This window comes from Mycobacterium stomatepiae (assembly GCF_010731715.1).
GTDB lineage: Bacteria > Actinomycetota > Actinomycetes > Mycobacteriales > Mycobacteriaceae > Mycobacterium > Mycobacterium stomatepiae.
This window is the reverse complement of the sequence record NZ_AP022587.1, coordinates 3,311,884-3,337,221: the sequence shown is the minus strand read 5'-3', so window position 1 is coordinate 3,337,221 and position 25,338 is coordinate 3,311,884. Positions and strand designations below refer to the sequence as shown.

Here is a 25,338-nt window from a genome sequence, read left to right as displayed (position 1 = left end):
GGCGGGGTTGAATGCACGGCCCGAGCCGACGACACGCCGATCCGCGGCGCACAGGGCGCACATTCGACGTCGCCAACGCACACTCAACGGCCCCGAAGAGCATGAGGCAGGATCGGTAGACATGGACCAGCTATGGGCCAACCGCGCTGCCAGCTCCGAAGCCGCTGTCGCCCAACGCCACCTGAAAAGGCTGTGGGGGTTACCGGGAACCCAGCTGGGCGTGGTGGCCTGGCCGTCAGCGCGGCGGGACCGGCTGTTCGGCACCTGGCACTACTGGTGGCAGGCGCATCTGCTGGATTGCCTGGTCGACGCGCAACAGCGCGACCCACAGCCGCACCGGTACACCGAGATCGACCGGCAGGTCCGCTCGCACCGGCTGCGCAACAACTTCCGCTGGTCCAACAACTACTACGACGACATGGCCTGGCTGGCAATCGCGCTGGAACGTGCCGCCCGGATCGTCGGCATCGAGCGCGGCCGCGCCCTGCCGAAACTCGCCGACCAGTTCATGAAGGCGTGGGTGCCCGAGGACGGCGGTGGCATCCCGTGGCGCAAGCAGGACCAGTTCTTCAACGCCCCGGCCAACGGTCCGGCGGGAATCTTCTTGGCTCGCTACGGGGAGCATCTCAAGCGCGCCGCGCAGCTGGGCGATTGGATCGAGCAGACCCTGATCGACCCGGACACCCACCTGGTGTTCGACGGCATCAAGGCCGGCTCGCTGGTCCGCGCCCAGTACACCTACTGCCAGGGTGTGGTGCTCGGGCTGGAGACCGAGCTGGCCGCGCGCACCGGCGTTCGGGCGCGGGCCCGGCACGCCGCGCGGGTGCACCGCCTGGTCGCCGCCGTCAACGAGCACATGGCGCCGTCGGGGGTGCTGAAGGGTTCCGGCGGGGGCGACGGCGGGCTGTTCGCCGGCATCACCGCGCGCTACCTCGCGCTGGTCGCCACCGATCTGCCGGGCGACTCCGCCGACGACGCCGTGGCCCGGGACACCGCGCGCACGATCGTGCTGTCGAGCGCGAAATCGGCCTGGGATTACCGGCAAACCGTGGACGGGCTGCCGCTGTTCGGAGCGTTCTGGGACCGCGACGCGGAGTTGCCGACGGCCGGCGGCACGCGCGCGCAGTTCGTCGAGGGCGCGGTGAACGCGTCCGAGACTCCGGAAAGGGATCTGTCGGTGCAGCTATCGGGGTGGATGCTGATGGAGGCCGCCTGTAACGTCACCGCCGTGACACCAGGCCACGCGTGAGTGGTCTTTGAGAGGAGCTGTCGAATGACCCCTTCCAGCATCAAGGTTCGCCCGGATGCCGAGTCGGCACTGCAAGACCTGCTGAAGGACGGAATCACCATTGCCGCAGGCGGATTCGGGTTGTGCAGTATCCCGGAGAATCTGATCCTGGCGTTGGTGGACAGCGGCGTCAAAGAGCTGACGATCGTCGGAAACAACGCCGGCGTCGACGATTTCGGCATGGGCCTGTTGCTCAAGGGGCGTCAGGTCAAGAAAGTTATTGCCTCCTACGTAGGAGAAAACAAGGAATTCGAGCGCCAGGTGCTGGCCGGTGAGCTGGACCTGTCGCTCACCCCGCAGGGCACGCCGGCCGAGAAGTTACGCGCCGGCGGCGCAGGGATTCCCGGCTTCTACACCCGCACCGCCTTCGGCACCCAACTCGCCGAAGGCAAGGACATGCGCGTCTTCGACGGCACTGAATATGTGCTGGAGGAAGGGATTCGCGCCGACGTCGCGATCGTCAAGGCGTGGAAGGGCGACACCGCGGGCAACCTCATCTATCGCAAGACGGCGCGCAACTTCAACCCGATGATCGCCACCTGCGGCAAAGTGACCGTCGCGGAGGTGGAGGAACTCGTCGAGGTCGGCGAACTGGACCCCGATCAGATCCATACCCCCGGCATCTACGTGGACCGCATCATCCAGGGCACCGGCTACGAGAAGCGGATCGAATTCCGCACCATCAGGGGCGCGGCCGTCAGCAAGAACGACACCCCGATCCGCGAGACCATGGCCAAGCGCGCCGCGAAAGAATTGCACGACGGCTACTACGTGAACCTGGGCATCGGCATCCCGACGCTGGTGGCCAATTTCATCCCCGACGACATCAACGTGACGCTGCAGTCGGAGAACGGCCTGCTCGGCATCGGGGCATATCCTGCCGAGGATCAGGTGGATCCCGACCTGATCAACGCGGGAAAACAGACCATCACCACGATCGGCGGCTCCAGCTTTTTCAGCAGCGCCGACTCGTTCGCGATGATCCGCGGCGGGCACATCGACCTGGCCATCCTCGGCGCCCTGGAGGTGGCCGAGAACGGTGACCTGGCCAACTGGATGGTTCCGGGCAAAATGGTCAAGGGTCCGGGTGGCGCGATGGACCTGGTGTCCGGCGTCAAGCGGGTGATCGTCGTGATGGATCACACCGCTAAGGACGGCAGCCCGAAAATCCTCAAGCAGTGCACGCTGCCGCTGACCGGGAAAAGCGTGGTCGACATGATCATCACCGACCTGTGCGTCTTCGACGTCGACCCGGAACGCGGACTCACCCTGACCGAACTACACCCCGGGGTGACGGTCGACGACGTCCGTGCCAAGACCGGATGCGACTTCGTCGTCGCCTGAACCCTTGCCGCCCTTAGCGGAGCGCCGTCGGGTCAGGTAGCCGCGCGTGGCGGCGATCAGCGCCGGCAACAGCGAGACGAACAGGATGACCAGGATGATCTTTTCCAGGTTCTGGTGCACGAACGGGATGTTGCCCAGGAAGTAGCCGGCCACCGTCACGCCGCCGCCCCACAGCACGCCGCCGACAATGTCGAACGCCAGATACACCGGATAGCGCATGTAGGACACCCCGGCGACGACCGGCGTGAAGGTCCGGATGAACGGCATGAAGCGGGCCAGGATAATGGCCGCGGGCCCGTACTTCTCGAAGAAGGCGTGCGAGTCGGTCACGTAATGCTGTTTGAAGAACCGGGAATCTTCCTTCTTGAACAGCGCCGGCCCGATCCGGCGGCCGATGAAATACCCGGTCTGATCGCCCAGCACCGCGACCACCGCGACGGAAGGCGCCAGCACCCAGATGTTCAGCGTGCCGTGGGCGGCCAGCAGCCCGCCGGTGAACAGCAGCGACTCGCCAGGGAGCAGCGGAAACAGCAGGCCGGTCTCGACGAAGACGATGACCAGGATGGTCGGCAGAACCGCGGAGGCAAACAGGCCTTGGGGTCCGATCCAGAACATCGGATCGACGATGTCGCGCATTAAACCCACTCAGCCGTCACGGCGGTGCTCATGATGACTCAAGATACCGGCCCCCAGTCGGGTGCCCGTCAGCAACGTGGAGTTGCGATACTGAGGCAACCGAAGTCTTAGGGAGGAATTCATGCCCATCGCAACGCCCGAGGTCTACGCCGAGATGCTGGGACGCGCCAAGGAAAATTCGTATGCCTTCCCGGCTATCAACTGCGTCGGCTCGGAATCCGTCAATGCTGCCATCAAGGGCTTCGCCGACGCCGGCAGCGACGGCATCATCCAGTTCTCCACCGGAGGTGCGGAGTTCGCCTCCGGTCTCGGCGTCAAGGACATGGTCACCGGCGCGGTTGCCCTGGCGAAGTTCACCCACCAAATCGCCTCCAAGTACCCGATCAGCGTCGCGCTGCACACCGACCACTGCCCCAAGGACAAGCTGGACACCTACGTGCGCCCACTGCTGGACATCTCGGCCAAGCGGGTGGCCGCCGGCAAGAACCCGCTGTTCCAGTCGCACATGTGGGACGGCTCGGCCGTGCCGATCGACGAGAACCTGGAGATCGCGCAGGAGCTGCTCAAGGCCGCGGCGGCCGCCAAGATCATCCTCGAGATCGAGATCGGTGTGGTCGGCGGCGAGGAGGACGGCGTCGAGGCCGAAATCAACGAGAAGCGCTACACCACGCCCGAGGACTTCGAGAAGACGGTTGCGGCGCTCGGCGCCGGCGAGCAGGGCCAGTACCTGCTGGCGGCAACGTTTGGCAATGTGCACGGCGTCTACAAGCCCGGCAACGTCAAACTGCGGCCCGACATCCTCGACCAGGGCCAGAAGGTGGCGTCGGCCAAACTGGGTCTGCCCGACGGGTCGAAGCCGTTCGACTTCGTCTTCCACGGCGGCTCCGGCTCGCTGAAGTCGGAGATCGAGGAGGCGTTGCGCTACGGCGTGGTGAAGATGAACGTCGACACCGACACGCAGTACGCGTTCACCCGCCCGCTCGCCGGGCACATGTTCACCAACTACGACGGCGTGCTCAAGGTCGACGGCGAGGTGGGCAACAAGAAGGTCTACGACCCGCGCAGCTACCTCAAGAAGGCCGAGGCGGGCATGACCGAGCGCGTGATCGAGGCCTGCAACGACCTGCACTGCGCCGGAAAGTCGCTCGGGGTCTAGCCGGCTCGGGTGTGCGGCCAGCCGCGCACCCGACGCCCAACGTGCGGCTGGCCGCACACTCGGCGCGAAGGGCGACTAGCCGCTGGGGGACTGGCAGATCTTCCACTGGTCGTCGCGGTACTGCAGGTCGAGGCTGCGTGTCGAGCGGACCTGCGGGTCATAGGCCATGAATGTGGTGACGTTGGCCTCGGCGTGCTGGCCGTTGACGACGATCTGGTCGATGCTGGCGATCACCGGATATTGCTTGGCCGCCGAAACCCGTTGGTAGGTCTCGTTCCACGAGCGCTCGTCGTAGTCGACGTAGCCGTCGCGCGTGGTGCCGCAGGTGATGCTGCGCAACTGGATCAGGTCGCCGCGCTGCACCGCGGTGTCGAAGGCGTGGATGGATTGGCGGACCATGTCTTCCTGCGAGACGTGTTGGTGCTTTCCGCGGGTCAGCAGCACGGTGCCCAGGATTGCGATTGCCGCCAGGGCCAGCACGATCACGGTGATCGCGAGCACCCAACCCCAGTTGAAACTCCTGGACGTCGACCTCGGCTTGTTCCCGTCGCGGCCCGGGATAGCTTGCGGTGCAGCTGATTTCGGAGACAGCGGCGGCGGTCCGGGCGGCAGCGGCTGCCCCGGCGCACCGGGCTGCGCCGGGTGTGTCGAGAAGACTTCCGTCGCCGGCTCCGGGGCGGTGTGGATGATCGCCGTTTCCTTCGCGTCGAAGCCGGGCGCGGTAAAGCGACGTTCGGGCTGCTGCCCTGCCGGGTCACCCTCGAGCTGGCTGTCCGTGTCGGGGTTGATCACCACGGTCTCGGTCTCGGGGTCGGGAGGAACCAGCGGGTAGGCCTCGGTTGCCTCGTCGACGTGCTCGCCGGTTGGGTCCTCACCCGGCGGGGTGCCGCGATCGGGCTCCGGTGGGTTAGGCATGAGTTGGAGCTTAGTCACCCGCGGCGAGACGGCAGAATGGAACTTATGACACCGATGGGTGATCTCCTGGGACCCGATCCAATACTGCTGCCCGGCGACAGCGAAGCCGAAGCCGAACTGCTGGCCAACGAGAATCCGGGCATTGTCGCCGCCGCGCATCCGTCGGCATCGGTGGCCTGGGCGGCGCTGGCCGAGGAGGCGTTGGACGAAGACCGGGCCATCACCGCCTATGCGTACGCCCGGACCGGCTACCACCGCGGCCTGGACCAATTGCGCCGCAACGGCTGGAAGGGCTTCGGTCCGGTGCCCTATGCGCACGAGCCCAACCGCGGCTTCCTGCGCTGTGTGGCGGCGCTCGCCAAGGCCGCCGACACGATCGGCGAGACCGACGAGCTGAACCGCTGCCTGGACCTGCTCGACGACTGCGACCCGGCGGCCCGCAAAGAGCTCGGTCTCTAGCAGTTCTCCGAGCAGTCGCTGTCGCGGGTCTCGACCTGCACGGTGGCGTGCTCGAGCCCGCGCTGGTGCAACACCTCACGCGCGTCAGTGAGCACGCTGGCTGAGTCGCTGGAGCTGATCAGGTGCACCGTGCACATGTCCTTGCCCGGCGACAGCGTCCACACGTGCAGATCGTGCACCTCGCTCATGCCGTCGACGGTGCCCAGCGCCGCCCGTAGCTCCTCGACGTCGATGTGGGCCGGCGACGTCTCGGACAGGATCCGCAGCGCCGCGCGCGCCAGCGAGAACGCCCGGGGCAGCACCCAGAGGGCCACCAACACGGCGACGACGACGTCGGCGTAGGGCCAGTGCGTCGTGACGGTCACGACACCGGCGATCAGCACGCCCAGGCTGCCGACCGTGTCGGCGATGACCTCCATGTAGGCGCCCTTGACGGCCAGACTGCCCTCGGAGTGCGACCGCAGCAGCATCGCCACCGCGAAGTTGGCGACCAGCCCGGCCAGTGCCACCACGATCATCGGCAGGCCGGGAACGTCGGCTCCGGTATCGAGCCGCTCGATCGCCTCGTAGAGGATGAACGACGCCACCCCGACCAGCAACACCGCATTGGCCACCGCGGTGAAGACCTCGGCGCGGTGCCAGCCGTAGGTGCGATTCGGCGAGGTGCTGCCGCGCTTGGCCAGAATCACCGCCGCCAGCCCCATGAACACCGCGACCACGTCGGTCAGCATGTGCCCGGCATCGGCCAGCAGCGCAAGGGAATTGATCAACAGCGAAGTCGTCAGCTCGATCACGAAGAACGTCGCCAAAATCCCGGCAGCCATGACCATGCGGGGGATCATCCGAGACGCGTCGGCCTCGGCGGGGGTGTGACTGTGCCCTGCGCCCATGCCGATCAATATATGCGTGATAGCGCATATATTGCAAGTCCTAGAACCAGCGGCTCCAGAAGCGCGTCAGCGATTTGCCGGCGCTGGCCAGCAGGTGCGGGACCCCGGAGAAGTCGAAGAACCAGTCCACGACCGCGAACAGCCACTGGTTGACCGCCGGCGCCAGCAGCAGGAACAACAGGATGAACACGCCGTACTGCTTGGCCGGCGCCACGGCGCGCTGCGTCTCCTGACTCAGGTGCGGTTCCAGGGCGTCGTAGCCGTCCAGGCCGGGGATGGGCAGCAGGTTCAGCACGACCGCCATGATCTCCAGGAAGCCCAGAAATGCCACGCCGGCCCACAGCACCCAGTGGTCCGGGTCGAAGAACAGCCGGGTCAGCGTCAGTAGCAGCACCGCCAGCAGCAGGTTGGCCGCCGGGCCGGCCAGGCTGACCAGGGTGCGGCGCGTCGGCGACATGAACCAGGTGCGGACGTAGACCGCGGCGCCGGGCAGACCGATACCACCGAGCGCGATGAACACCATCGGCAGCAGCAGCGACAGCCCGGGATGGGCGTAGCGCCGCGGATCCAGGGTCAGGTAGCCGCGCACTTGCTCGTCGTGGTCGCCGAATCGCCACGCCGTCGCGGCGTGGCCGAATTCGTGTAGGCACAACGAAGCCAGCCAACCGGCGATCACGAAGACGAACACCCCGGCGTAGGAGATCGGCCGCACGGTCGTCCCGGCCAGCCAGGCCAGCACACCGCCGACGGCCGTCAATCCGACCAGTGCCAAGAAGATTGGGCTCGGCCGCACCGATGCGTGCCCGTGTGAGTCCACCGGTCGAAACTACCGGACCAGCAACCAACCCTCGACGTGGCGGTAGAACGTCGACCGCCGGGCGGCGCGGTGCGCGGCGACACCGTCGCGGACTACCACGACGCCGGTGCTGCCCAGCTGAACGGCGCGCCCCGGGACCCACCGGCGCCAGCGTCCGTGCACCGCGGCCCGCAGGCCCGGCACGGCCAGCGTCGGCTCGACATACGCGCCGGTCACGTCGCCGTCGAACAGTCGCGTGTCGTCGACGACGGCCTCGCCGTGAATGCGATGACCGTCCTTGGGTGGCTGCCAGCCGGCCCGGCCCACGATCACCGCGCCGGTTTCGTCGCGCACCAGCGTGACCCGCCCGGGGGTGCCGCGCCGGGCCCGCCGGGCCGCCCGCCATCCCGCCTTCAAGCGGTAGATACGGGTGGCGCGGGTGCGGCGGCGCGGCACGTAGGCCACCTCGACGTCGAGCCGCTCGGCCCGCATCAGCCGGCCCAGCACCGCGGCCAGCTCGGCGTCGTCGCCAAGCACCACCAGTCGTCGGTACGGCCCGATCGCGGCATCGATGTCGGCCGGGCTCTCGACCCGATGGAGCGGCAGGCCGTGAAGCGGACCAGGCAGTCGCCGGTCGCCGAAGCGCAGCACCGCGATGTCGGCCGTGTCCGCGGCGATATTCATGCGCTCCTCGCGACCTGCTGGGCTCGGGTTGAATTGCCTGGTTCCTCAGCGGGCCGCAAGCCGCCCGCATCGTCGCCAGGCTAAGGTGGGACCCCGGCTGGACCACAATAAGCAGGCGAGACCAGGCGGGAGCATGTCATGCCGGCAATCGTCCTCATCGGCGCCCAATGGGGCGACGAGGGCAAAGGTAAGGCCACTGATCTGCTCGGTGGGCGTGTGCAGTGGGTGGTGCGTTACCAGGGCGGCAACAACGCCGGGCACACCGTCGTCTTGCCGACCGGAGAGAATTTCGCGCTACATCTGATCCCCTCGGGAGTGCTCACGCCCGGCGTCACCAACGTCATCGGCAACGGCGTGGTGATCGATCCCGGTGTGCTGCTCGACGAGCTCAAGGGGCTCGAAGATCGCGGTGTCGACACCTCGAGGCTGCTGATCTCCGCCGACGCGCATCTGCTGCTCCCCTATCACGTGGCCATCGACAAGGTGACCGAGCGCTACATGGGCAACAAGAAGATCGGCACCACCGGCCGCGGCATCGGACCGTGCTACCAGGACAAGATCGCCCGCCAGGGCATCCGGGTCGCCGACGTGCTCGACCCCGTGGAGCTGACTCACAAGGTCGAGGGTGCCCTGGAACTCAAGAACCAGATCCTGGTCAAGATCTACAACCGCAAGGCGCTGGATCCGCATCAGGTGGTCGACGCCCTGCTGAAGCAGGCCGAGGGATTCAAGCACCGGATCGCCGATACCCGGCTACTGCTCAACACCGCGCTGGAGGCCGGCGAGACCGTTCTGCTCGAGGGCTCCCAGGGCACTCTGCTCGACGTCGACCACGGCACGTATCCGTATGTGACGTCGTCGAATCCGACGGCGGGCGGCGCGGCCGTCGGGTCCGGCATCGGCCCCACCCGGATCACCGCCGTGCTGGGAATCCTCAAGGCCTACACCACCCGGGTGGGCTCGGGTCCGTTCCCGACCGAATTGTTCGACGAGAGCGGCGAATACCTGTCCAAGACCGGCGGCGAGTTCGGTGTCACGACCGGTCGGCGGCGGCGCACCGGTTGGTTCGACGCGGTGATCGCCCGCTACGCCACCCGGGTCAACGGCATCACCGACTACTTCCTGACCAAGCTCGACGTGCTGTCCAGCCTGGAAACCGTGCCGGTGTGCGTCGGCTACCAGGTCGACGGGACACGGACCGACGAGATGCCGATGACGCAGACCGATCTACACAAGGCCGAACCGATCTATGAGGAGCTGCCCGGCTGGTGGGAGGACATCTCCGGCGCACGCGAATTCGACGACCTGCCCGCCAAGGCCCGCGACTACGTGCTGCGTCTGGAAGAGCTTGCCGGAGCGCATGTTTCGTGCATCGGCGTGGGGCCGGGCCGTGATCAGACCATCGTGCGCCGCGACGTGCTGGCGGCGCGCTAGTGGCCGACCCTGATCCCAAGGCACTCGACCCCGACTACGACCATCACGGCGGCTTTCCCGAATACGCGCCGGTTACCCCCGGACCGGGATTCGGGCGATTCGTGGCGACCATGCGCCGGCTGCAGGACCTCGCCGTGTCGGCCGACCCCGCCGACGACGTCTGGGACGACGCGGCCGACCGGGTCGCCGCATTGGCGGAGCTGCTGGAGCCGTACGAGGCCGCCGAAGGCGTGGCGCCGGCGGGCCGCGCGCCGGAGCTGCCCGGGATGGGCAGCCTGCTGATACCGCCCTGGACGTTGACGCGCTACGCCCCCGACGGTGTCGAAATGACCGGCCATTTCAGCCGCTTTCACGTCGGCGGCAACATGGCCGTGCACGGCGGCATCCTGCCGTTGCTGTTTGACCACACGTTCGGGATGATCGCGCACGCCGCGGGACGTCCGATCAGCCGAACGGCCTTCCTGCACGTCGACTATCGCAAGATCACCCCGATCGACGTTCCGTTGCTGGTGCGGGGGCGGGTCACCAGCGCCCAGGGCCGCAAGGCGTTCGTCTCGGCCGAATTAGTCGACGGCGACAACGACGTGCTAGCCGAAGGTACCGGCCTGATGGTGCGGTTATTGCCGGGCCAGCCCTGACCCGGTCGGCCGTAGCATTCAACTGTGACCGAAGCACAGCGCGACACCGCAGGCGGCCCCCGGGTGATGTTGCTGGGTTCCGGCGAGCTCAGCCGCGAGCTGGCGACCGCCCTGCGCCGCCTGGGCGCCCGGGTCGACGAACACCCGAACACCGACGCCGTGTCGGCGGCGATCGACCGGCTGCAACCGCACTTCGTGGTGACCGCCACCGGCGCGGTCCCCCGTGCCGCGGTCGAGGCGCTGGCGGCCCGCGCGCAAGACGACACGATTGAACTGGTCCCCAACGCCCGCACGGTCCGGCTGACCAACGACCGGGAGGGACTGCGCCGGCTGGCCGCCGACCAGCTGGGCCTGCCGACCGCGCCGTTCTGGTTCGTCGGATCGGTCGACGAACTCAAGGCGGTGGCCGCGCACGGCGGCTATCCGTTGCTGGTCGAGTCGCTGGGTCCGACTGCCGGGCGCGCGGTGCTTTCCGGCCCCGACGACGTCGAGCCGGCGTGGCGGCGCGTGGCGGGGCAGGCCGAGCAGCCACGTGTGCTGGCCGAAACGGTGGTCGAGGTCGAATTTTGCGTCACGCTGCTCGCAATCCGCAGCGAGGGCCCGAACGGGCCGCTGATCGAGTTCTGCTCGCCGATCGGGCACCGCCACGCCGAAGCCGACGTGCTCGAATCCTGGCAACCCCAGAAGATGAGCCCGGCCGCCCTGGACGCCGCCAAGTCGATCGCGGCGCGCATCGTCAAGGCGCTCGGCGGCCGCGGCGTCTTCGCCGTCGAATTGATGATCAACGGCGACGAGGTGTACTTCGCTGACGTGAGTGCCGTTCTGCCGCAAAGTGCTTGGGTGACCTTGCGCAGCCAGCGCATTTCGGCGTTCGAGCTGCAGGCCCGGGCGATACTGGGCCTGCCGGTGGATGCGCTGATGATTTCACCGGCCGCCGCCCGCACCAGCCGCCCGGCTACCACGGCCGAGGCGCTGACCGCGGCGCTGGCGGTGCCGGAAAGCGACCTTCGGGTATTCGACGGCGGACCGGGGCCGCGCCGGGGTGTCGCGCTGGCCACGGCGCCGGATGTGGCGGCCGCGCGAGACCGGGCTCGGGGCGTGGCCACCGCGGTGTCCCCGGGCCGTTAACTAGACTCACGCGAATGAGCTACGCAGGAGATATCACGCCGCTTGAGGCATGGAAGTTGCTCAGCGACAACCCCCAGGCGGTCCTGGTCGACGTGCGCACCGACGCGGAATGGCGGTTCGTCGGCATACCCGATCTGTCGAGTCTGGGCCGCGACGCGGTGTTCATCGAATGGAACACCTCGACCGGGCACAACGCGAACTTCCTCACCGAACTGAAGGATCGGCTCCCGGCGGAGCCTGGCCCGGTCGTCTTCCTGTGTCGCTCGGGCAACCGCTCGATCGGGGCCGCGGAGACCGCCACCGAGGCCGGCATAGCGCCGTCCTACAACATCCTGGACGGTTTCGAGGGCAATCTGGACGAGCACGGACACCGTGGTGAAACCGGTTGGCGGGCAGTCGGATTGCCCTGGAAACAGCAATGACCGACAGTCCGTCGGTCCGCACTCCGAAGGCATTGCCCGACGGCGTCGGCCCAGCCACCATCGGCGTGCGCGGGGGGTTGTTGCGGTCCGGATTCGAAGAGACCGCCGAGGGCATGTTCTTGACCTCCGGCTACGTCTACCCGTCGGCGGCCAGCGCCGAGCAGGCGTTCACCGGCGAGCTGGACCGCTATGTGTACTCGCGCTACGGCAACCCCACCGTCTCGATGTTCGAGGAACGGTTGCGGCTGATCGAGGGAGCACCGGCGGCGCTCGCCACGGCCAGCGGCATGGCCGCGGTGTTCACCTCGCTGGGTGCGCTGCTAGGCGCCGGCGATCGATTGGTGGCCGCGCGCAGCCTGTTCGGGTCGTGTTTCGTGGTGTGCAACGAGATCCTGCCGCGCTGGGGCGTGGAGACCGTCTTTGTCGACGGCGACGACCTCGCCCAATGGGAGCAGGCGCTGTCGGTGCCGACGCAGGCGGTGTTCTTCGAGACTCCGTCCAACCCGATCCAGTCGCTGGTGGACATCGCCGCGGTGAGCGAAATGGCGCACGCCGCGGGCGCAAAAGTAGTGCTGGACAACGTCTTTGCCACTCCTCTTCTGCAGCAAGGCCTTCCGCTCGGGGTCGACGTGGTGGTGTATTCCGGCACCAAGCACATCGACGGTCAGGGCCGGGTGCTGGGCGGTGCCATCCTCGGCGACCAGGAGTACATCGATGGCCCGGTGCAGAAGCTGATGCGCCACACCGGCCCGGCGATGAGCGCATTCAACGCCTGGGTGTTGCTGAAAGGCCTTGAGACACTGGCCGTTCGAGTCGACTACAGCAACTCCTCGGCACATCGGATCGCGGAGTTCCTGGAAGGCCACCCGGCGGTGCGCTGGGTGCGCTACCCGTTCCTGGCGTCACACCCGCAGTACGACCTGGCCAAGCGCCAGATGTCCGGCGGCGGCACGGTGCTCACCTTCGAGCTGGAGGCCGACGCCGCCAAGGAGCGTGCCTTCGAGGTGCTGGACAAGCTGCGGCTGATCGACATCTCGAACAATCTCGGTGACGCGAAATCGCTTGTCACACACCCGGCTACGACGACACACCGGGCGATGGGGCCCGAAGGTCGCGCCGCGATCGGGCTCGGTGACGGCGTGGTCCGGATTTCGGTCGGCCTGGAGAACACCGACGATCTGATCGCCGATATCGACCAGGCCCTGAGCTAACCGGCCCTCTGCTCGGCTCTCTCGCCGGCTGCCGCCGCCTGGTTTTGCGCCTCCATCCAGTTCTGCGTCACCACCCTGGCGTAGATCATCTGCGTGGTGATCGCCATCTGGCTCCGCCCGTCGCCCAGGAAGGTGATGAACCAGGCGATCACGGTGGTGAACCGGTTCTTGAAGCCGACGAGGTACAGCAGGTGCAGCCCCAGCCACGCCAGCCAGGCGATGAAGCCGCCGAACTCCACCTTGCCGACCTGGGCGACGGCGCTGAATCGGGAAATCGTCGCCATGCTGCCCTTGTCAAAGTAGGCGAAGGGCTTGCGATTCGCCGGGTCGTCGGTGCCTTTGATCATGTCTTTGATTCGGGCGGTGGCATAGCGTGCGCCCTGAATCGCGCCCTGGGCCATCCCGGGCACATCGGGTACCGACATCAGGTCACCGACGACGAAGACATTCGGGTGGCCCTTGACGGTCAGGTCGGGCTCGACGATCACCCGTCCGGCGCGGTCGACCTCGGTGCCGTCGGACTGGTCGGCGATGATCTTGCCCAGCGAGCTGGCCTGCACGCCGGCCGCCCACACCTTGCACGCGCATTCGATGCGGCGTTTGGTGCCGTCCTTCTCCTTGATCGTGAGACCCATGTAGTCGACGTCGTCGACCATCGCGTTCAGCTGGACCTCGACGCCCATCTTTTCCAGCCGCTGTTGGGCCTTGAGGCCCAGCTTCTCGCCCATCGGCGGCAGCACCGCGGGCGCCGCGTCGAGCAGGATGACGTGGCAATCGCGGGGCTCGATGGTCCGGAACGCGTCCTTGAGGGTGCGGTGGGCGAGTTCTTTGATCTGCCCCGCCACCTCGACACCGGTGGGTCCGGCTCCGACCACGACGAAGGTCAGCCGGCGTTGCCGTTCGGCTGGATCGTCGGTGACCTCGGCGGCCTCGAACGCGCCGAGGATCCGGCCGCGCAGCTCCAAGGCATCGTCGATGGTCTTCATGCCGGGCGCGTACGTCGCGAACTGGTCGTTGCCGAAGTAGGACTGCTGAGCACCGGCCGCCACGATCAGGCTGTCGAACGGTGTCACCGTCTCCATGCCCATCAGCTTCGACGTCACCGTGCCCGCAGTCAGGTCGATGTCGTAGACCTCGCCCAGCAGCACCCGCACGTTTTTCTGTCTTTGCAGAATCAGTCGGGTGGCCGGCGCGATCTCGCCCTCGGACAGGATGCCGGTCGCCACCTGGTACAGCAGCGGCTGGAACAGGTGAGTGGTCGTCTTCGAGATGAGGGTGACATCGACGTCGGCGCGCTTGAGCGCCTTGGCCGCATTCAACCCGCCGAACCCGCTTCCGATGATGACGACGCGATGGCGCGACATGATTCTCCTTCAGGTCTGCTGTCCGTCTGGCCTCTACAGTCTCCGCAGCGCAAGTCCACCGTACGACTTCGGCGAGGTGAACGTTCAATTGTCGGCGGGTGCGCACGGAATCGGAAACACATTCGATACAGACTCGCCCGCGCCGACCGAGCGTGTACTGACGGGCCTCCGGCCTTCGCACTGAGTAGAGTCCTTACAGCATGAGGCAATTCGTCGTCGCGGGGCTTGCCACCGTGCTGTCCGCCAGTGCGTTGATCGTCGCGGCCCCCCCGGCCAGTGCCGGCTGCCAATTGGGCGGCATCGTCATCAGCAAGTGCGATGGACAAATCCAGCCCGACGGCACCTGGCAACGTTGCGTCGTGTTTCCGCCCACCGGCGGGCGCGACGGCACGCCCATTTACGTCACCAACACGAATTGCCAGACGTTGGGCCCCGACCAACACCCGTGGGGCGCGGCCTTCACCGACCCGCCGACGCACATCGACGACTAGCGCCGCGGCCAGGCTCTTCTCGTCACGCTCAAGCCATTCGTCGGTAGTCGCTGCACAATGCCGACGGTCCGAGGGTGGCGATGCGCGCGGGGCGGGCCCGGGGTCCTCCGCCTGGCCACGCCACCGTCGCTCTCGGCCCGCAGCGGCCCGGACGCTGTCGTAGCCGTCTGCTCGTTTATCACGTGACCTTGAAACTAATCTCACATTACGTTGAAACAAGTTTCAACGTAATGTGAAATTCACGCTACTATGAAACAAATGCCGAAGAAATCGATGACACCGGGGCCCCGGGATGAACGCGGGGTGCTCGCGGCGCGCATCACGGCGGCCGCTCGCAACGAGTTCGCCCAACACGGCTGGGCCGGCACCACGATCCGCGCGGTCGCCCGCGAGGCCGACGTCGATCCCGCGCTGGTCTATCACTACTTCGGGTCCAAGGAAGGTCTGCTGGACGCGGCGACGAACCCGCCGCAGAAGTTCCTGGACAACGTCGCCAAGGTGTGGACCACACCCGTCGACCAGCTTGGCGCCGCACTGATTTCCGTCCTGCTGGACGCCTGGGCCGCCAACGAGGTGGCGCCCACCCTGCGGGCCATCGTGCAGACCGCCGCGCACGAACCGGCGACCCGCGAGAAGCTGCGACGGATCGTCGAGGGCAGCCTGATGGGCGTATCGCACTTAGGCGTCGACGAGCGTGACCGGCTGATCCGCAGCGGGCTGGTTTCGTCCCAGATGATGGGCTTCGCGCTGATGCGCTACGTCTGGAAGATCGAGCCGGTCGCGTCCATGACCGACGACGAGGTGGTCGCCGCGGTCGCCCCCAACCTGCAGCACTACGTCAACGGTGATCTGACGCCGTAGCTCGCCGGATCTTTCTCGCGCGCCTCACGGCCACGCGGCCGCGGTGCCCTTGTAGTTCCCGTTGAGCGCGGTGCAGAAGTCGGAGTTCGTGCCGGCGAGCAATACGATGTAGTCGCCGCCCTTGTCGTTGAATGTCGGTGGGGGATAAGCCCATCCGCTGTTACACATCGAAGTGGGGCTGCCCATCGACGGGCGGCGCCAATTGGACATCTCGCATGCCTTCATCGCGGCGACGTCCGGATAGGCGCTCTTCGGGATGACCAGTATGGCGCCGCCCCACTTTCCGTCGTTGCGGCGGTAAGCGCGCGCTCCGAACCCGGCGTTGTTCTTCTGGCATCCCAACGCGCGTTGCAGCGCCATGAACGGCAGGGCGAGGTCGCGATCGCTGATACCGGCTGCGGCGGCGATGAATTGAGCCGCGTCCGGGCCGTCGACCTCTTGCACGTTCGGATCGCCCAGGCCCTTGAGTTGCTGCGACATCGTCGACGCGGCACCCCCGCCGCCGATGATCGGCCCGCCGTTGGTGGGTGTCATCGGGGGCAGTGTGCCGGTGGGATCGGCGACGGCGGTGGGCACCACCAACGCTCCCAGGGCCAGCGTGCACGCGGCGATAGTGCGGATCCGCATACCTGAACTCCTTTATCTCCCCGGCGGCATCGGTGGGGCTGCGTTCGGAGCCATCACCGCGCCGATCTTGCGGAACAGTATGTCGGCCTGATTACTGTAGTTGCCCTGGTCATCGAATGCCTCCGGGGCGTATGTGACCGCCACCGCGATCGCGATCTTTTGGGCCGGCAGATAGGCCTCGACACCGGCGCACCCGGAGAACAACGGGTTCTGCATCAGCCAATCGCCGGAGATGATGATGCCCAGGCCGTAGGTGTAGCCCTCGCTTTGGTCAAAGCAGGTCGGGCAGCCCGGTTGCGCGTGTGTCTTGCCGCGCAGCGCGGTCGACACCATTTTCTTGTACGAGTCATCCGAGAGCAGCTTGCCCGAGCCAATGCCCACCGCGGTGGCTTCCATATCGTCGATGTTGGTGGTCTGAATGGCGCCATGGGTAATCGTCCAGGACGGGTTCCAGTACGTGGACTCCTCATAAAACGGTGTGCCCGCGGGGATTTTGAGTGCCTGGCGCCGCTCGGAGGTGAACGTGTGCAGGACGGGCCAGGGGATTTCGGCGGTATCGGAGTTCGCGGTGTGTTTCAGCCCCAGCGGGCCCAGCACCTCGTTGCCCAGCAGTGTTGACATGTCCTGACCGGTGGCCTTCTCCAGCGCCAGCCCCAGCAGCACGTAATTGGTGTGCGCGTAGTTCCAGTTGGTTCCCGGCTCGTAGAGCAGCGGGCGCCCCGAGATCTGCGCGAGCATGTCGTGAGTTGTCCACTGCTGGAAGGGATTTGCGCACGACTCATTGTCGAACTGATCGTTGCCGAGGATGTAGTCCGGGTAACCGGACGTCATCTGCGCCAGTTGTCCCAGCGTGACGCGCCCGGCGTTGGGGAAGTCGGGCAGCCATTTCGACAGCCGGTCCTCGAGGCTCAAGCTTTTTCTGGTCGACCAGCTTGAGCAGCAACGTCGACACGTAGGAGATCGCGACCGCGCCGTTACGGAAGTGCATATCGGGGGTGGCCGGCACCCCGGTCATCGAGTCGCCGACGGCCTGGGTGACCACCTCCTTGCCGTCTACCGTGACGCGGACGATCACGGCCTTGAGATGTGCCTGCGTCATGAAGTTGTGCACCACCCGCAGCACGGCATCGGCCTTGGTCTTGTCGGCGGATCCCGTCTGCGGGGGCGCCGGTGTCGGTGTGGGTCCGCAGGCCGCCGCGAGCAGGCCCGCGAGGACCAGCGATGCGATGCGACGGCGGGTACCCATCAGCGGAAGGCGTCGCTACCGGTGAAGGCCTGGCCGAGCACCAATTGATGCATCTCGGGAGTGCCTTCGTAGGTCAGCACCGACTCCAGGTTGACCATGTGCCGGATCACCGGGTACTCGAGCGATATCCCGTTGCCGCCCAATATGGTTCGAGCGGTCCGGCAGATCTTGAGGGCCTCGCGGGTGTTGTTGAGTTTGCCGAAGCTGACCTGCTCGGGGCGCAGCCCGACGGTGTCCTTGAGACGGCCCAGATGCAGCGACAGTAGCTGGCCCTTGTGCAATTCGACCGCCATGTCGACGAGTTTCGCCTGGGTCAACTGAAATCCGGCGATCGGTCGGCCGAATTGGGTTCGCTGCGTCGCGTATTCGAGTGCCGCCTGCCACGCCGTGCGCGCCGCTCCCATCGATCCCCAGACGATGCCGTAGCGCGCTTCGGACAAGCAGGACAGCGGCCCGCGCAACCCCGTGGCGTCGGGCAGCATCGCGTCGGCGGGCAACCGCACGTCGTCGAGCACCAGCTCGCTGGTGATCGAGGCACGCAGCGACAGCTTGTGGTGAATCGTGTTGGCGGTGAAGCCCGCGGTACGGGCTTCGACGATGAAGCCGCGGATCCCGTCTTCGGTGTCAGCCCACACCACCGCCACGTCGGCGACCGAACCGTTGGTGATCCACATCTTGCGGCCGTTGAGCACCCAGTCCGAACCATCGCGTCGCGCATGGGTTTTCATCGCCGCGGGGTCGGATCCGGCATCGGGTTCGGTGAGCCCGAAGCAGCCGAGCAGTTCGCCGGCGGCCATGCCGGGAAGCCATTGCTGCTTTTGTTCCTCGGACCCGAAGTTCCAGATTGCGAACATCGCCAGCGAACCCTGCACCGAGACCATCGACCGGATCCCGGAGTCGGCCGCCTCCAGCTCGGTACATGCCAGCCCGTAGTGCACCGACGAGGACCCACCGCAGCCATAGCCCTCCAGATGCATGCCGAGCAACCCAAGCTGGCCGAACTGCTTACCCAACTGGCGCACCGGCAGGTCGCCGATCTCGAACCACTCCGCGATGTACGGGATGACGTGCTCGGCGCAGAATTTTCGGACCGTGTCGCGAACCGCGATCTCGTCGCTGGACAGCGACGCGTCGATGCCAAGGGGGTCTTCTCGGTTGAACGCGGGTGGCCTGTGTGTGCTCATAGCAGTCAGTCTGCCACCGCGTCCATCGCGAAGAACAGCCTCCGGGCCTGCCCGGTAGTCTCGCCCTATGCGGCGGCTGGGGTGGCTGGGCCTGGATGTGGTCTGCGTTTTGGTGTTCTGCGCCGTGGGACGCCGCAGCCACGACGAAGGCCTCAATCTCACCGGCATCGCGACGACGGCCTGGCCGTTTCTCACCGGCACGCTGATCGGGTGGCTGCTCTCCCGGGGCTGGCAGCGGCCCACCGCCGTGGCGCCGACCGGGGTGGTGGTCTGGCTGTCGACCGTGGCCGTTGGCATGGTGTTGCGCAAAGTAAGTTCCGCGGGCGTGGCCGCGAGTTTCGTCGTGGTCGCCGCCACGGCCACCGCGCTGTTACTGCTCGGCTGGCGGGCGGGGGTCGGACTAGCGTTGCGGCGCCGCTCGAAGGTCTGATGGCCCGGACCGACGACGACACGTGGGGTCCCGACGGCGGCGTCGGAATGACCGCGACGTTCGGCGCGGTCGCGCGGGCGCTGGCAACCACCAAGGGGCTGGTCAACGACCCGTTTGCCGAACAGTTGGTGCGTGCCGCGGGGGTGCAGTACTTCACCCGGATGGTCGACGACCAGCGGTACACCGAAGACGACGGCAACAACCCGATCATGACCGGGCTCATTACCCTGCTCGGAGCACACACCCGTTTCCTGGATGAATTCCTCGCCGACGCCGGACGGGCGGGCCTCCGACAGGTCGTGATCGTGGGGTCCGGCCTGGACACCCGGCCGTACCGGCTGTGGTGGCCGCCGGGGACAACGGTCTACGAAATCGATCAGCCCGACGTCATCGACTTCAAGACCGCGGTGCTGCGCGGGCTGGGCGCCGAGCTCACCGCGCACCGCCGTGCGGTCGGCGTCGACCTGCGACACGATTGGTTGACGGCCATGCGGCGGGCCGGTTTTGACGCCGCCCAACCCACGGCGTGGATCGCCGAGACGTTTCTGATCGGGTTCCTGCCCCCCGACGGCCAGAACCGGTTGCTCGAAGACCTCTCGGCGGTCAGTGCGCCGGGCAGCCGTTTCGCCGGCGACCACCTGCCCAGCTGGTCCTCATTTCAGCTGGTGGCCGCCCGGACGTTCGTCAACACCTGGCGGCAATTCGGTCTCGACGTGGATCTGGAGGGGCTGACGTATCCCGGCCAATATCATGCTGTCCCGCGGTTTCTGGCCGATCATGGCTGGCAGACCGTCGAACGAAATGTCGCCGATTTGTTCAGTGCGATTGGAATGAGGACCCGCTGGCGAGGCACCCCCGACGATGACGCGATTACGCCCCGATACGTCACAGCGACGCGATCGGCCGGGCCCGCGGCGACACCCGGCCGGAATGCATCCGCTTGATAGACGTTAGAGGTGAGGTGATGTCCAAGACGCAGCTCCGCTTCGTACCTGCGGCGTTGGACGACGCATTGGCAGAGCCGTTGCTGGCCGAACTGGCGGTGGAGTACGCGCAGCGCTACGACAGCACGGAACCAACGGTGCTGGCGTGGCTCAAGGACAACCCCTCCGACGAGTTCGCACCACCGGACGGGGGCATGTTGATCGGCCTATTGGATGGCCGCCCGGTGACCGGCGGCGGATTTCGCCGGTTCGACGCGGAGACGGCCGAGCTCAAGAGAATCTGGACGGACAGCGCGCATCGCCGCCGCGGGTACGCGATGGCGCTGCTGGCTGAGCTGGAGGCCGAGATCGCGGCGCGCGGCTACCGGAAGGTCTACCTGGTGACCGGCAATCGTCAGCCCGAGGCCGAGGAGCTGTATCAGGCCACCGGATACCGCCGGCTGGACGAGCCGCTGCCGTCCGAAGGCCCGGTCTTCCCGATCGCATTCGAGAAGCGGCTCACATGAGCGGCCCGTTTCATCTCGCCGTCGCGCTGGACGGATACGGCTGGGACCCGCAGGCCTGGCGGGCCACCTTGGCGGCCGACCCGGACACTTTGTCGCCGCTGAGCGGCCGCTACTGGGCTGATCTCGCGGCCACCGCCGAACGCGGGCTGCTCGACTTCCTCACCATCGACGACACCCTGATGGCGCAGCCCGGGCGCCGTGAGCAGATTTCACCGCGACGCCTTGCCGGCCGTGGCGACGCGGCGTTGGTGGCGGCGCGCATCGCACCCACGACGCGGCACATCGGGCTGATCCCGGTGGCGACGGTGACGCACACCGAGCCGTTTCACATCTCCAAATCCATTGCCACGCTTGACTATGTCTCGCACGGCCGGGCGGGCTGGCAGCCACGCGTCAGCTCGACCCCGCATGAGGCGGCGTTGTTCGGCCGCCGCGACGCGGGCCCGGACGGCTTGTCGGATCTTTTTCCAGAGGCCGCCGACTACGTCGACGTGGTGCGCCGGCTCTGGGACAGCTGGGAGGACGACGCGATCATTCGCGATGCGACGACCGGCCGCTACGTCGACATCGACAAACTGCATTACATCGACTTCAGCGGAAAGTATTTTTCGGTCAAGGGACCGTCGATCACGCCCCGCCCGCCGCAGGGCCAACCGGTCGTCGCGGTGCTGGCCCACCAACTTCCAGTCTACGAATTTGCCGCTGCCAGTGCGGATCTCGTGTTCATCACGCCTTCCGATGAGGCATCGCTGCGCCGTATCCTCGCCGAGGTGGCCCAAGCCGGCGGCACCCGGCTGAAGGTCTATGCCGACGTGGTGGTCTCGTTCGGCGGCCCAGGCGACCCTCGCTCTGATGCGCTCAACTTCACCGGCACCGCAACCGAATTGGTGGAGCTGCTGCTGGAATGGCAACGCCTCGGCATCGACGGTGCCCGGTTGCGGCCGGCCGTCAACGCCACCGATCTGCCGGTGATCGTCGACGAGGTGGTTCCGCTGCTGCAGCGGGCGCGGTGTTTCCGCACCGCCTACCAGGACGGCGAGACGTTGCGGGCCCGACTCGGATTGCCGGTCGCACCTAATCGATACGCGGCGGTGCGGCAATGAACGTTCCACTCTCCGTCCTCGACCTCGCGCCGATCAGCGCAGGGAGCGATCCCGCGACGGCGCTGCGCAACACGATCGAGCTGGCCCAGCGCGCCGAAGACTGGGGTTTTCGCCGCTACTGGGTGGCCGAACATCACTTCGTCGGGGTCGCCAGTGCCGCACCGGCGGTGTTGATCGGACAAATCGCTGCTGCTACCAACAGGATTCGGGTGGGCGCCGCGGCCGTGCAGCTGGGCTACACCACAGCCGTCGCGGTTGTCGAAAGCTTCGGCATGCTGGAAGCCTTCCACCCCGGGCGCATTGACCTCGGTGTCGGCCGGTCCGGACAGCGCCGCTCCGAGGAACACAATCCGAAGAAGCCCAAGGAACCGCGGCCGCCGCGGGTGTGGCACGAGGTGGACGGCGTCGTCGTTCCAACCCCGTTCGACCTGCGCGGGCTGCTCGATCTCGACCAGCTCCAAGCCACGATGGGGATCCTGCAGCAACCCGAAGCGTTGTCGCCGGACTTCGCCGAGCAGATCGACGACATCCTCGCCCTGCTCGACGGCACCTACCACGTCGGCAAGTACGACGTGCACGCCGTGCCGGGCGAGCGAAGCGGCTTGCGGCCGTGGGTGTTCGGCAGCACCCGCGGGCAAAGCGCACGGGTGGCCGGCGCACTGGGGCTGCCGTTCGTCGCCAGCTATCACATCACCCCGGCCACCGCGCTGGAAGCCGTCGAGGCCTACCGCGACGCGTTCGTGCCCTCGTCGGCATTGGCGAAGCCTTACGTGGTGGTGTCGGCCGACATCGTCGTCGCCGACGACTCCGACACCGCCCGGCACCTGGCCAGCGGCTACGGCCATTGGGTGTACTCGATCCGGAGCGGGGTCGGTGCCATGCCCTACCCCGAACCCGGAAGCTGCCCGCCGCTGACCGAAGCGCAATACGAGCTCGTAAAAGACCGATTGGCAACGCAATTCGTGGGCAATGCGGACGAAGTGGCCGAGCGGTTGCAGGCGCTGCAGCGGGTGACCCAGGCCGACGAACTGGTGATCACCTCGGTGACACACCGGCACTCCGACCGGCTGCGGTCGCATGAGCTGATCGCCAAGCGCTGGGGACTGACGGAATGAACATCAGAAACGGCAAGCACCGCAAGCCGATTCACCTGGCCGCCCACTTCCCGGGCGTCAACAACACCACGGTGTGGACCGATCCCACCGCGGGCAGCCAGATCGAATTCGACTCGTTCGTGCATCTCGCCCGCACCGCCGAACGTGGACTGTTCGACTTCTTCTTCCTGGCCGAGGGGCTGCGGCTGCGTGAGCATCGCGGCCGCATCTACGATCTCGACGTCGTCGGAGGGCCGGACACCTTCACGGTGCTGGCGGCACTGGCGGGGGTCACCGACCGGATCGGGCTGACCGGGACGATTAACACCACCTTCAACGAACCATTCGAGGTTGCCCGGCAATTCGCCACACTCGATCATCTGTCCGGCGGCCGCGCCGGCTGGAACATCGTCACCTCGTCGGACGCCTTCACCGGCGAAAACTTCCGGCGCGGCGGCTTCCTGAAGCATGCCGACCGGTACCGGCGGGCCGAGGAGTTCCTCGTCACCGCACGCCAATTCTGGGACAGCTGGGAAGACGGCGCGGTGCTGGCCGATGTCGAAAGCGGCACCTACGTCGACCCTGCGCGGATCCGCAGCGTCGAGCACCGGGGCCCCGACTTCGACGTACGCGGGTTCGCGACGCTGCCGGTGGGGCCGCAAGGCCACCCGATCCTGCTGCAGGCCGGCGACTCCGACGAAGGACGGGCGTTCGGCGCCCGCTACGCCGACGCGTTGTTCACGCTGCACGGCTCCCTGGAGGACGGTCAGCGCTACTACGCCGACGTCAAGGGCCGTGCCGTGTCGTCTGGCCGAGACCCCAACCAGCTCAAGGTTTTTCCCGCCGCGACCTTTGTTCTCGGTGACACCGATGCCGAGGCGCAGGACAAGGCGCGCCACATCCGCTACCAACAGGTCAGCGGCGCCACGGCGATCGCGATGCTCGAACAGGTGTGGGGCCGTGAGCTCTCCGAATTCGACCCGGACGGGCCACTGCCCGAATTCGATCCGGTCGTCGACAGCGACATCACCCAGGGCCGGGTCCGCCATGTCGACCCGGTCGCGGTCGCGGGCAGATGGCGCGAACGCTCCGAAGCCGAGAAATTGTCGATCCGTGAGCTGATCATCGCGGTCACCACCCGGGAGCAGTTCGTCGGCACCGCAGCCGGGATCGCGGACGAGATCGACAGATACATCCAGGCCGACGCCTGCGACGGGTTCATCCTGGTGCCGCATCTGACACCGCACGGTCTCGACGAATTCGTCGATCGGGTGGTACCACTCTTACAAGAGCGCGGGGCGTTCCGCGCCGAATACACCGGCGAGACGCTGCGAGATCATTTGGGGCTCAGCGAGTTCGCGGCGCATGCATAATGATGGCCACCCCCAGCAGGCAGATCAGCGCGCCGGTTACATCCCACCGATCGGGGCGAAAGCCGTCAAAACCCATGCCCCACAACAGCGAACCGGCCACGAAGATGCCGCCATACGCGGCCAGGATGCGACCGAAGTGGGCCCCGGAACCAAGCGAGGGCTGCAGGGTGGCGACAAATCCGTAGGCGCCCAGCGCGATCACGCCCCAGCCCACCCACATCCAGCCGCGGTGTTCGCGAACCCCCTGCCACACCAACCAGGCGCCGCCGATTTCGAACAGCGCCGCGAGCACGAACAGCGCGATCGACTTGGCAACCGTCACAGCGCGCCCGCTTTTTCCAGTGCCGCATTGGTCGCTTCGCGGATGGGGCCGCGCCACAGCGGGCCGTGACCGGGTGCCAGGACCTCGGTCTCCAGCAGGGCCAGTGCCGAAAGGGTTCGGATGCAGTCCTGCTGGCTGTAGCTGAAGATCGCCGGCAGCAGTTGGGGACCGTCGTGACGGATCAGTGGATGCCCGGTGATCAGCGCGTCGCCGCTGGCCAGCACGCCGTCGACCAGATACGAGCAGTGACCTCCTGTATGCCCGGGGCTGAAAACGGGCCGCGGGTGGCCCGGCAGCCCCGCCGCAATTTCGGGCGTCAGCGGCTGGGTGGTCGGAATCGCGTCGCGAATCAGGCCGCCGCTGCGCACCACATGCGCGGTCCACACCGCCCAGGTGGGCCGCCAGATGCGCAGCGCGAGATCGACGATCGAGACCTGTTCGAGGTATTCGCGCTTGGCGTGGCCGACCTCGTCGGCGTGGCAGTAGACGGGAGTACCGTGCTCGGCGGCGAACCAGATCGCCGAGCCCAGATGGTCGATGTGAGCATGCGTCAGCAGGATCGCGCGCACGTCGCCGGCGCCGTAGCCGAGCGCTTTCAGCGAGGCCAGCACGGCTGCGCGATCGCCCGGATAGCCGGCGTCGATCAGCATCACGCCGGTGTCGTCGGTGACCAGCGTCCAGTTGACGGCCTCACCCTGGGCGAGGTGCACGGTGTCGGTGACTTGGACAAGTGTTGGCGCTGATGCCATGCCCAACACTGTAGGAGCGATCGCAAGGGCGGCGAAGCCGGAC

The 25,338-nt window shown here is 67.0% G+C and carries 27 protein-coding genes and 1 pseudogene; 17 read left to right on the top strand and 11 right to left on the bottom strand.

Features of this window, described 5'->3' with window-relative positions; translation table 11 throughout:
- Nucleotides 1-121: 121 nt before the first annotated feature.
- Both G6N54_RS15745 and G6N54_RS31125 read left to right on the top strand, forming a co-directional pair.
- Nucleotides 122-1,249, top strand: coding sequence for a glycoside hydrolase family 76 protein (locus tag G6N54_RS15745; RefSeq protein ID WP_163790938.1), 1,128 nt, complete (start codon nucleotides 122-124; stop codon nucleotides 1,247-1,249).
- Between the two features lie 24 nt (nucleotides 1,250-1,273).
- A complete protein-coding gene (locus G6N54_RS31125) occupies nucleotides 1,274-2,632 on the top strand; it encodes a 3-oxoacid CoA-transferase (protein ID WP_163790937.1) in 1,359 nt (452 codons plus the stop codon).
- Here G6N54_RS31125 and G6N54_RS15735 read toward each other — a convergent pair.
- A complete protein-coding gene (locus tag G6N54_RS15735) occupies nucleotides 2,567-3,268 on the bottom strand; it encodes a DedA family protein (RefSeq protein WP_163790936.1) in 702 nt (233 codons plus the stop codon). The two genes, G6N54_RS31125 and G6N54_RS15735, sit on opposite strands and share 66 nt — an antisense overlap.
- Nucleotides 3,269-3,389: 121 nt before the next feature.
- Here G6N54_RS15735 and fbaA point away from each other — a divergent pair, with 121 nt between their 5' ends.
- On the top strand, nucleotides 3,390-4,424 hold the full coding sequence (fbaA, locus tag G6N54_RS15730) for a class II fructose-bisphosphate aldolase (RefSeq protein ID WP_163790935.1): 1,035 nt from the start codon (nucleotides 3,390-3,392) through the stop codon (nucleotides 4,422-4,424).
- Nucleotides 4,425-4,499: 75 nt separating this feature from the next.
- Here the strand turns inward: fbaA and G6N54_RS15725 are convergent, their stop codons facing one another.
- The gene (locus G6N54_RS15725; protein ID WP_163790934.1) at nucleotides 4,500-5,339 is read right to left on the bottom strand and encodes an Rv0361 family membrane protein; all 840 of its coding nucleotides are present in this window, start codon (nucleotides 5,337-5,339) and stop codon (nucleotides 4,500-4,502) included.
- A gap of 45 nt (nucleotides 5,340-5,384) precedes the next feature.
- On the opposite strand from G6N54_RS15725, the gene G6N54_RS15720 reads away from it, so the two are divergent.
- Nucleotides 5,385-5,798, top strand: coding sequence for a DUF3151 domain-containing protein (locus G6N54_RS15720; RefSeq protein ID WP_163790933.1), 414 nt, complete (start codon nucleotides 5,385-5,387; stop codon nucleotides 5,796-5,798).
- Here G6N54_RS15720 and G6N54_RS15715 read toward each other — a convergent pair.
- From G6N54_RS15715 to G6N54_RS15705, 3 genes are read right to left on the bottom strand one after another with little or no spacing between them, the layout of a single operon-like run.
- Nucleotides 5,795-6,688: a cation diffusion facilitator family transporter gene (locus tag G6N54_RS15715; RefSeq protein WP_163790932.1), complete on the bottom strand. Its 894-nt coding sequence runs from the start codon at nucleotides 6,686-6,688 to the stop codon at nucleotides 5,795-5,797. The genes G6N54_RS15720 and G6N54_RS15715 overlap by 4 nt on opposite strands.
- A 40-nt stretch (nucleotides 6,689-6,728) precedes the next feature.
- Nucleotides 6,729-7,505: a site-2 protease family protein gene (locus G6N54_RS15710; protein WP_163790931.1), complete on the bottom strand. Its 777-nt coding sequence runs from the start codon at nucleotides 7,503-7,505 to the stop codon at nucleotides 6,729-6,731.
- 9 nt (nucleotides 7,506-7,514) lie between these two features.
- Nucleotides 7,515-8,168 (bottom strand): peptidase M50, encoded by a 654-nt coding sequence (locus tag G6N54_RS15705; RefSeq protein ID WP_163790930.1) that lies wholly within the window; start codon nucleotides 8,166-8,168, stop codon nucleotides 7,515-7,517.
- A gap of 138 nt (nucleotides 8,169-8,306) precedes the next feature.
- Here G6N54_RS15705 and G6N54_RS15700 point away from each other — a divergent pair, with 138 nt between their 5' ends.
- Genes G6N54_RS15700 through G6N54_RS15680 form a run of 5 tightly spaced genes read left to right on the top strand, consistent with a single transcriptional unit; the run spans nucleotide 8,307 to nucleotide 13,001 of the window.
- Nucleotides 8,307-9,602, top strand: a complete 1,296-nt coding sequence (locus G6N54_RS15700; protein WP_163790929.1) for an adenylosuccinate synthase — start codon at nucleotides 8,307-8,309, stop codon at nucleotides 9,600-9,602.
- Nucleotides 9,602-10,240 (top strand): PaaI family thioesterase, encoded by a 639-nt coding sequence (locus tag G6N54_RS15695; protein ID WP_163790928.1) that lies wholly within the window; start codon nucleotides 9,602-9,604, stop codon nucleotides 10,238-10,240. Before G6N54_RS15700 ends, G6N54_RS15695 begins: the two co-directional genes overlap by 1 nt.
- 24 nt (nucleotides 10,241-10,264) lie before the next feature.
- The gene (locus G6N54_RS15690; RefSeq protein ID WP_308207260.1) at nucleotides 10,265-11,368 is read left to right on the top strand and encodes an ATP-grasp domain-containing protein; all 1,104 of its coding nucleotides are present in this window, start codon (nucleotides 10,265-10,267) and stop codon (nucleotides 11,366-11,368) included.
- 14 nt (nucleotides 11,369-11,382) lie between these two features.
- The gene (locus G6N54_RS15685; RefSeq protein ID WP_163790927.1) at nucleotides 11,383-11,790 is read left to right on the top strand and encodes a rhodanese-like domain-containing protein; all 408 of its coding nucleotides are present in this window, start codon (nucleotides 11,383-11,385) and stop codon (nucleotides 11,788-11,790) included.
- Nucleotides 11,787-13,001: an O-succinylhomoserine sulfhydrylase gene (locus tag G6N54_RS15680; RefSeq protein WP_163790926.1), complete on the top strand. Its 1,215-nt coding sequence runs from the start codon at nucleotides 11,787-11,789 to the stop codon at nucleotides 12,999-13,001. Before G6N54_RS15685 ends, G6N54_RS15680 begins: the two co-directional genes overlap by 4 nt.
- On the opposite strand, the gene G6N54_RS15675 is transcribed toward G6N54_RS15680, so the two are convergent.
- Entirely contained in the window at nucleotides 12,998-14,365 is a 1,368-nt protein-coding gene (locus G6N54_RS15675; protein ID WP_163790925.1) for an NAD(P)/FAD-dependent oxidoreductase, read from the bottom strand. The genes G6N54_RS15680 and G6N54_RS15675 overlap by 4 nt on opposite strands.
- A 200-nt stretch (nucleotides 14,366-14,565) precedes the next feature.
- Here G6N54_RS15675 and G6N54_RS15670 point away from each other — a divergent pair, with 200 nt between their 5' ends.
- Both G6N54_RS15670 and G6N54_RS15665 read left to right on the top strand, forming a co-directional pair.
- Complete coding sequence (locus G6N54_RS15670) at nucleotides 14,566-14,856, top strand: CDGP domain-containing protein (protein ID WP_163790924.1); 291 nt, start codon at nucleotides 14,566-14,568, stop codon at nucleotides 14,854-14,856.
- A 258-nt stretch (nucleotides 14,857-15,114) separates the two neighbouring features.
- Nucleotides 15,115-15,717: a TetR/AcrR family transcriptional regulator gene (locus G6N54_RS15665; RefSeq protein WP_179969070.1), complete on the top strand. Its 603-nt coding sequence runs from the start codon at nucleotides 15,115-15,117 to the stop codon at nucleotides 15,715-15,717.
- A 24-nt stretch (nucleotides 15,718-15,741) separates the two neighbouring features.
- Here G6N54_RS15665 and G6N54_RS15660 read toward each other — a convergent pair whose 3' ends face one another.
- The 3 genes and pseudogenes from G6N54_RS15660 to G6N54_RS15650 form a co-directional block, all read right to left on the bottom strand.
- A complete protein-coding gene (locus tag G6N54_RS15660) occupies nucleotides 15,742-16,344 on the bottom strand; it encodes a hypothetical protein (protein WP_163790923.1) in 603 nt (200 codons plus the stop codon).
- 12 nt (nucleotides 16,345-16,356) lie between these two features.
- Nucleotides 16,357-17,590, bottom strand: a pseudogene (locus tag G6N54_RS15655) (serine hydrolase domain-containing protein).
- Nucleotides 17,590-18,774, bottom strand: coding sequence for an acyl-CoA dehydrogenase (locus G6N54_RS15650; RefSeq protein WP_163790922.1), 1,185 nt, complete (start codon nucleotides 18,772-18,774; stop codon nucleotides 17,590-17,592). The pseudogene G6N54_RS15655 and the gene G6N54_RS15650 overlap by 1 nt, the downstream one beginning before the upstream one ends.
- Nucleotides 18,775-18,841: 67 nt before the next feature.
- Here G6N54_RS15650 and G6N54_RS15645 point away from each other — a divergent pair, with 67 nt between their 5' ends.
- From G6N54_RS15645 to G6N54_RS15620, 6 genes are read left to right on the top strand one after another with little or no spacing between them, the layout of a single operon-like run.
- A complete protein-coding gene (locus G6N54_RS15645; RefSeq protein ID WP_163790921.1) occupies nucleotides 18,842-19,204 on the top strand; it encodes a DUF3054 domain-containing protein in 363 nt (120 codons plus the stop codon).
- Complete coding sequence (locus tag G6N54_RS15640; RefSeq protein ID WP_163790920.1) at nucleotides 19,204-20,148, top strand: SAM-dependent methyltransferase; 945 nt, start codon at nucleotides 19,204-19,206, stop codon at nucleotides 20,146-20,148. Before G6N54_RS15645 ends, G6N54_RS15640 begins: the two co-directional genes overlap by 1 nt.
- A 20-nt stretch (nucleotides 20,149-20,168) precedes the next feature.
- Nucleotides 20,169-20,654: a GNAT family N-acetyltransferase gene (locus G6N54_RS15635; RefSeq protein ID WP_163790919.1), complete on the top strand. Its 486-nt coding sequence runs from the start codon at nucleotides 20,169-20,171 to the stop codon at nucleotides 20,652-20,654.
- Entirely contained in the window at nucleotides 20,651-21,757 is a 1,107-nt protein-coding gene (locus G6N54_RS15630) for an LLM class flavin-dependent oxidoreductase (protein WP_163790918.1), read from the top strand. The genes G6N54_RS15635 and G6N54_RS15630 overlap by 4 nt, the downstream gene beginning before the upstream one ends.
- Nucleotides 21,754-22,872: an LLM class flavin-dependent oxidoreductase gene (locus G6N54_RS15625; protein WP_163790917.1), complete on the top strand. Its 1,119-nt coding sequence runs from the start codon at nucleotides 21,754-21,756 to the stop codon at nucleotides 22,870-22,872. Before G6N54_RS15630 ends, G6N54_RS15625 begins: the two co-directional genes overlap by 4 nt.
- On the top strand, nucleotides 22,869-24,224 hold the full coding sequence (locus tag G6N54_RS15620) for an NtaA/DmoA family FMN-dependent monooxygenase (protein WP_163790916.1): 1,356 nt from the start codon (nucleotides 22,869-22,871) through the stop codon (nucleotides 24,222-24,224). The genes G6N54_RS15625 and G6N54_RS15620 overlap by 4 nt, the downstream gene beginning before the upstream one ends.
- Here the strand turns inward: G6N54_RS15620 and G6N54_RS15615 are convergent.
- A complete protein-coding gene (locus G6N54_RS15615) occupies nucleotides 24,199-24,546 on the bottom strand; it encodes a YnfA family protein (protein ID WP_163790915.1) in 348 nt (115 codons plus the stop codon). The genes G6N54_RS15620 and G6N54_RS15615 overlap by 26 nt on opposite strands.
- Nucleotides 24,543-25,295, bottom strand: coding sequence for an MBL fold metallo-hydrolase (locus tag G6N54_RS15610; RefSeq protein WP_163790914.1), 753 nt, complete (start codon nucleotides 25,293-25,295; stop codon nucleotides 24,543-24,545). The genes G6N54_RS15615 and G6N54_RS15610 overlap by 4 nt, the downstream gene beginning before the upstream one ends.
- Between the last annotated feature and the right edge of the window lie 43 nt (nucleotides 25,296-25,338).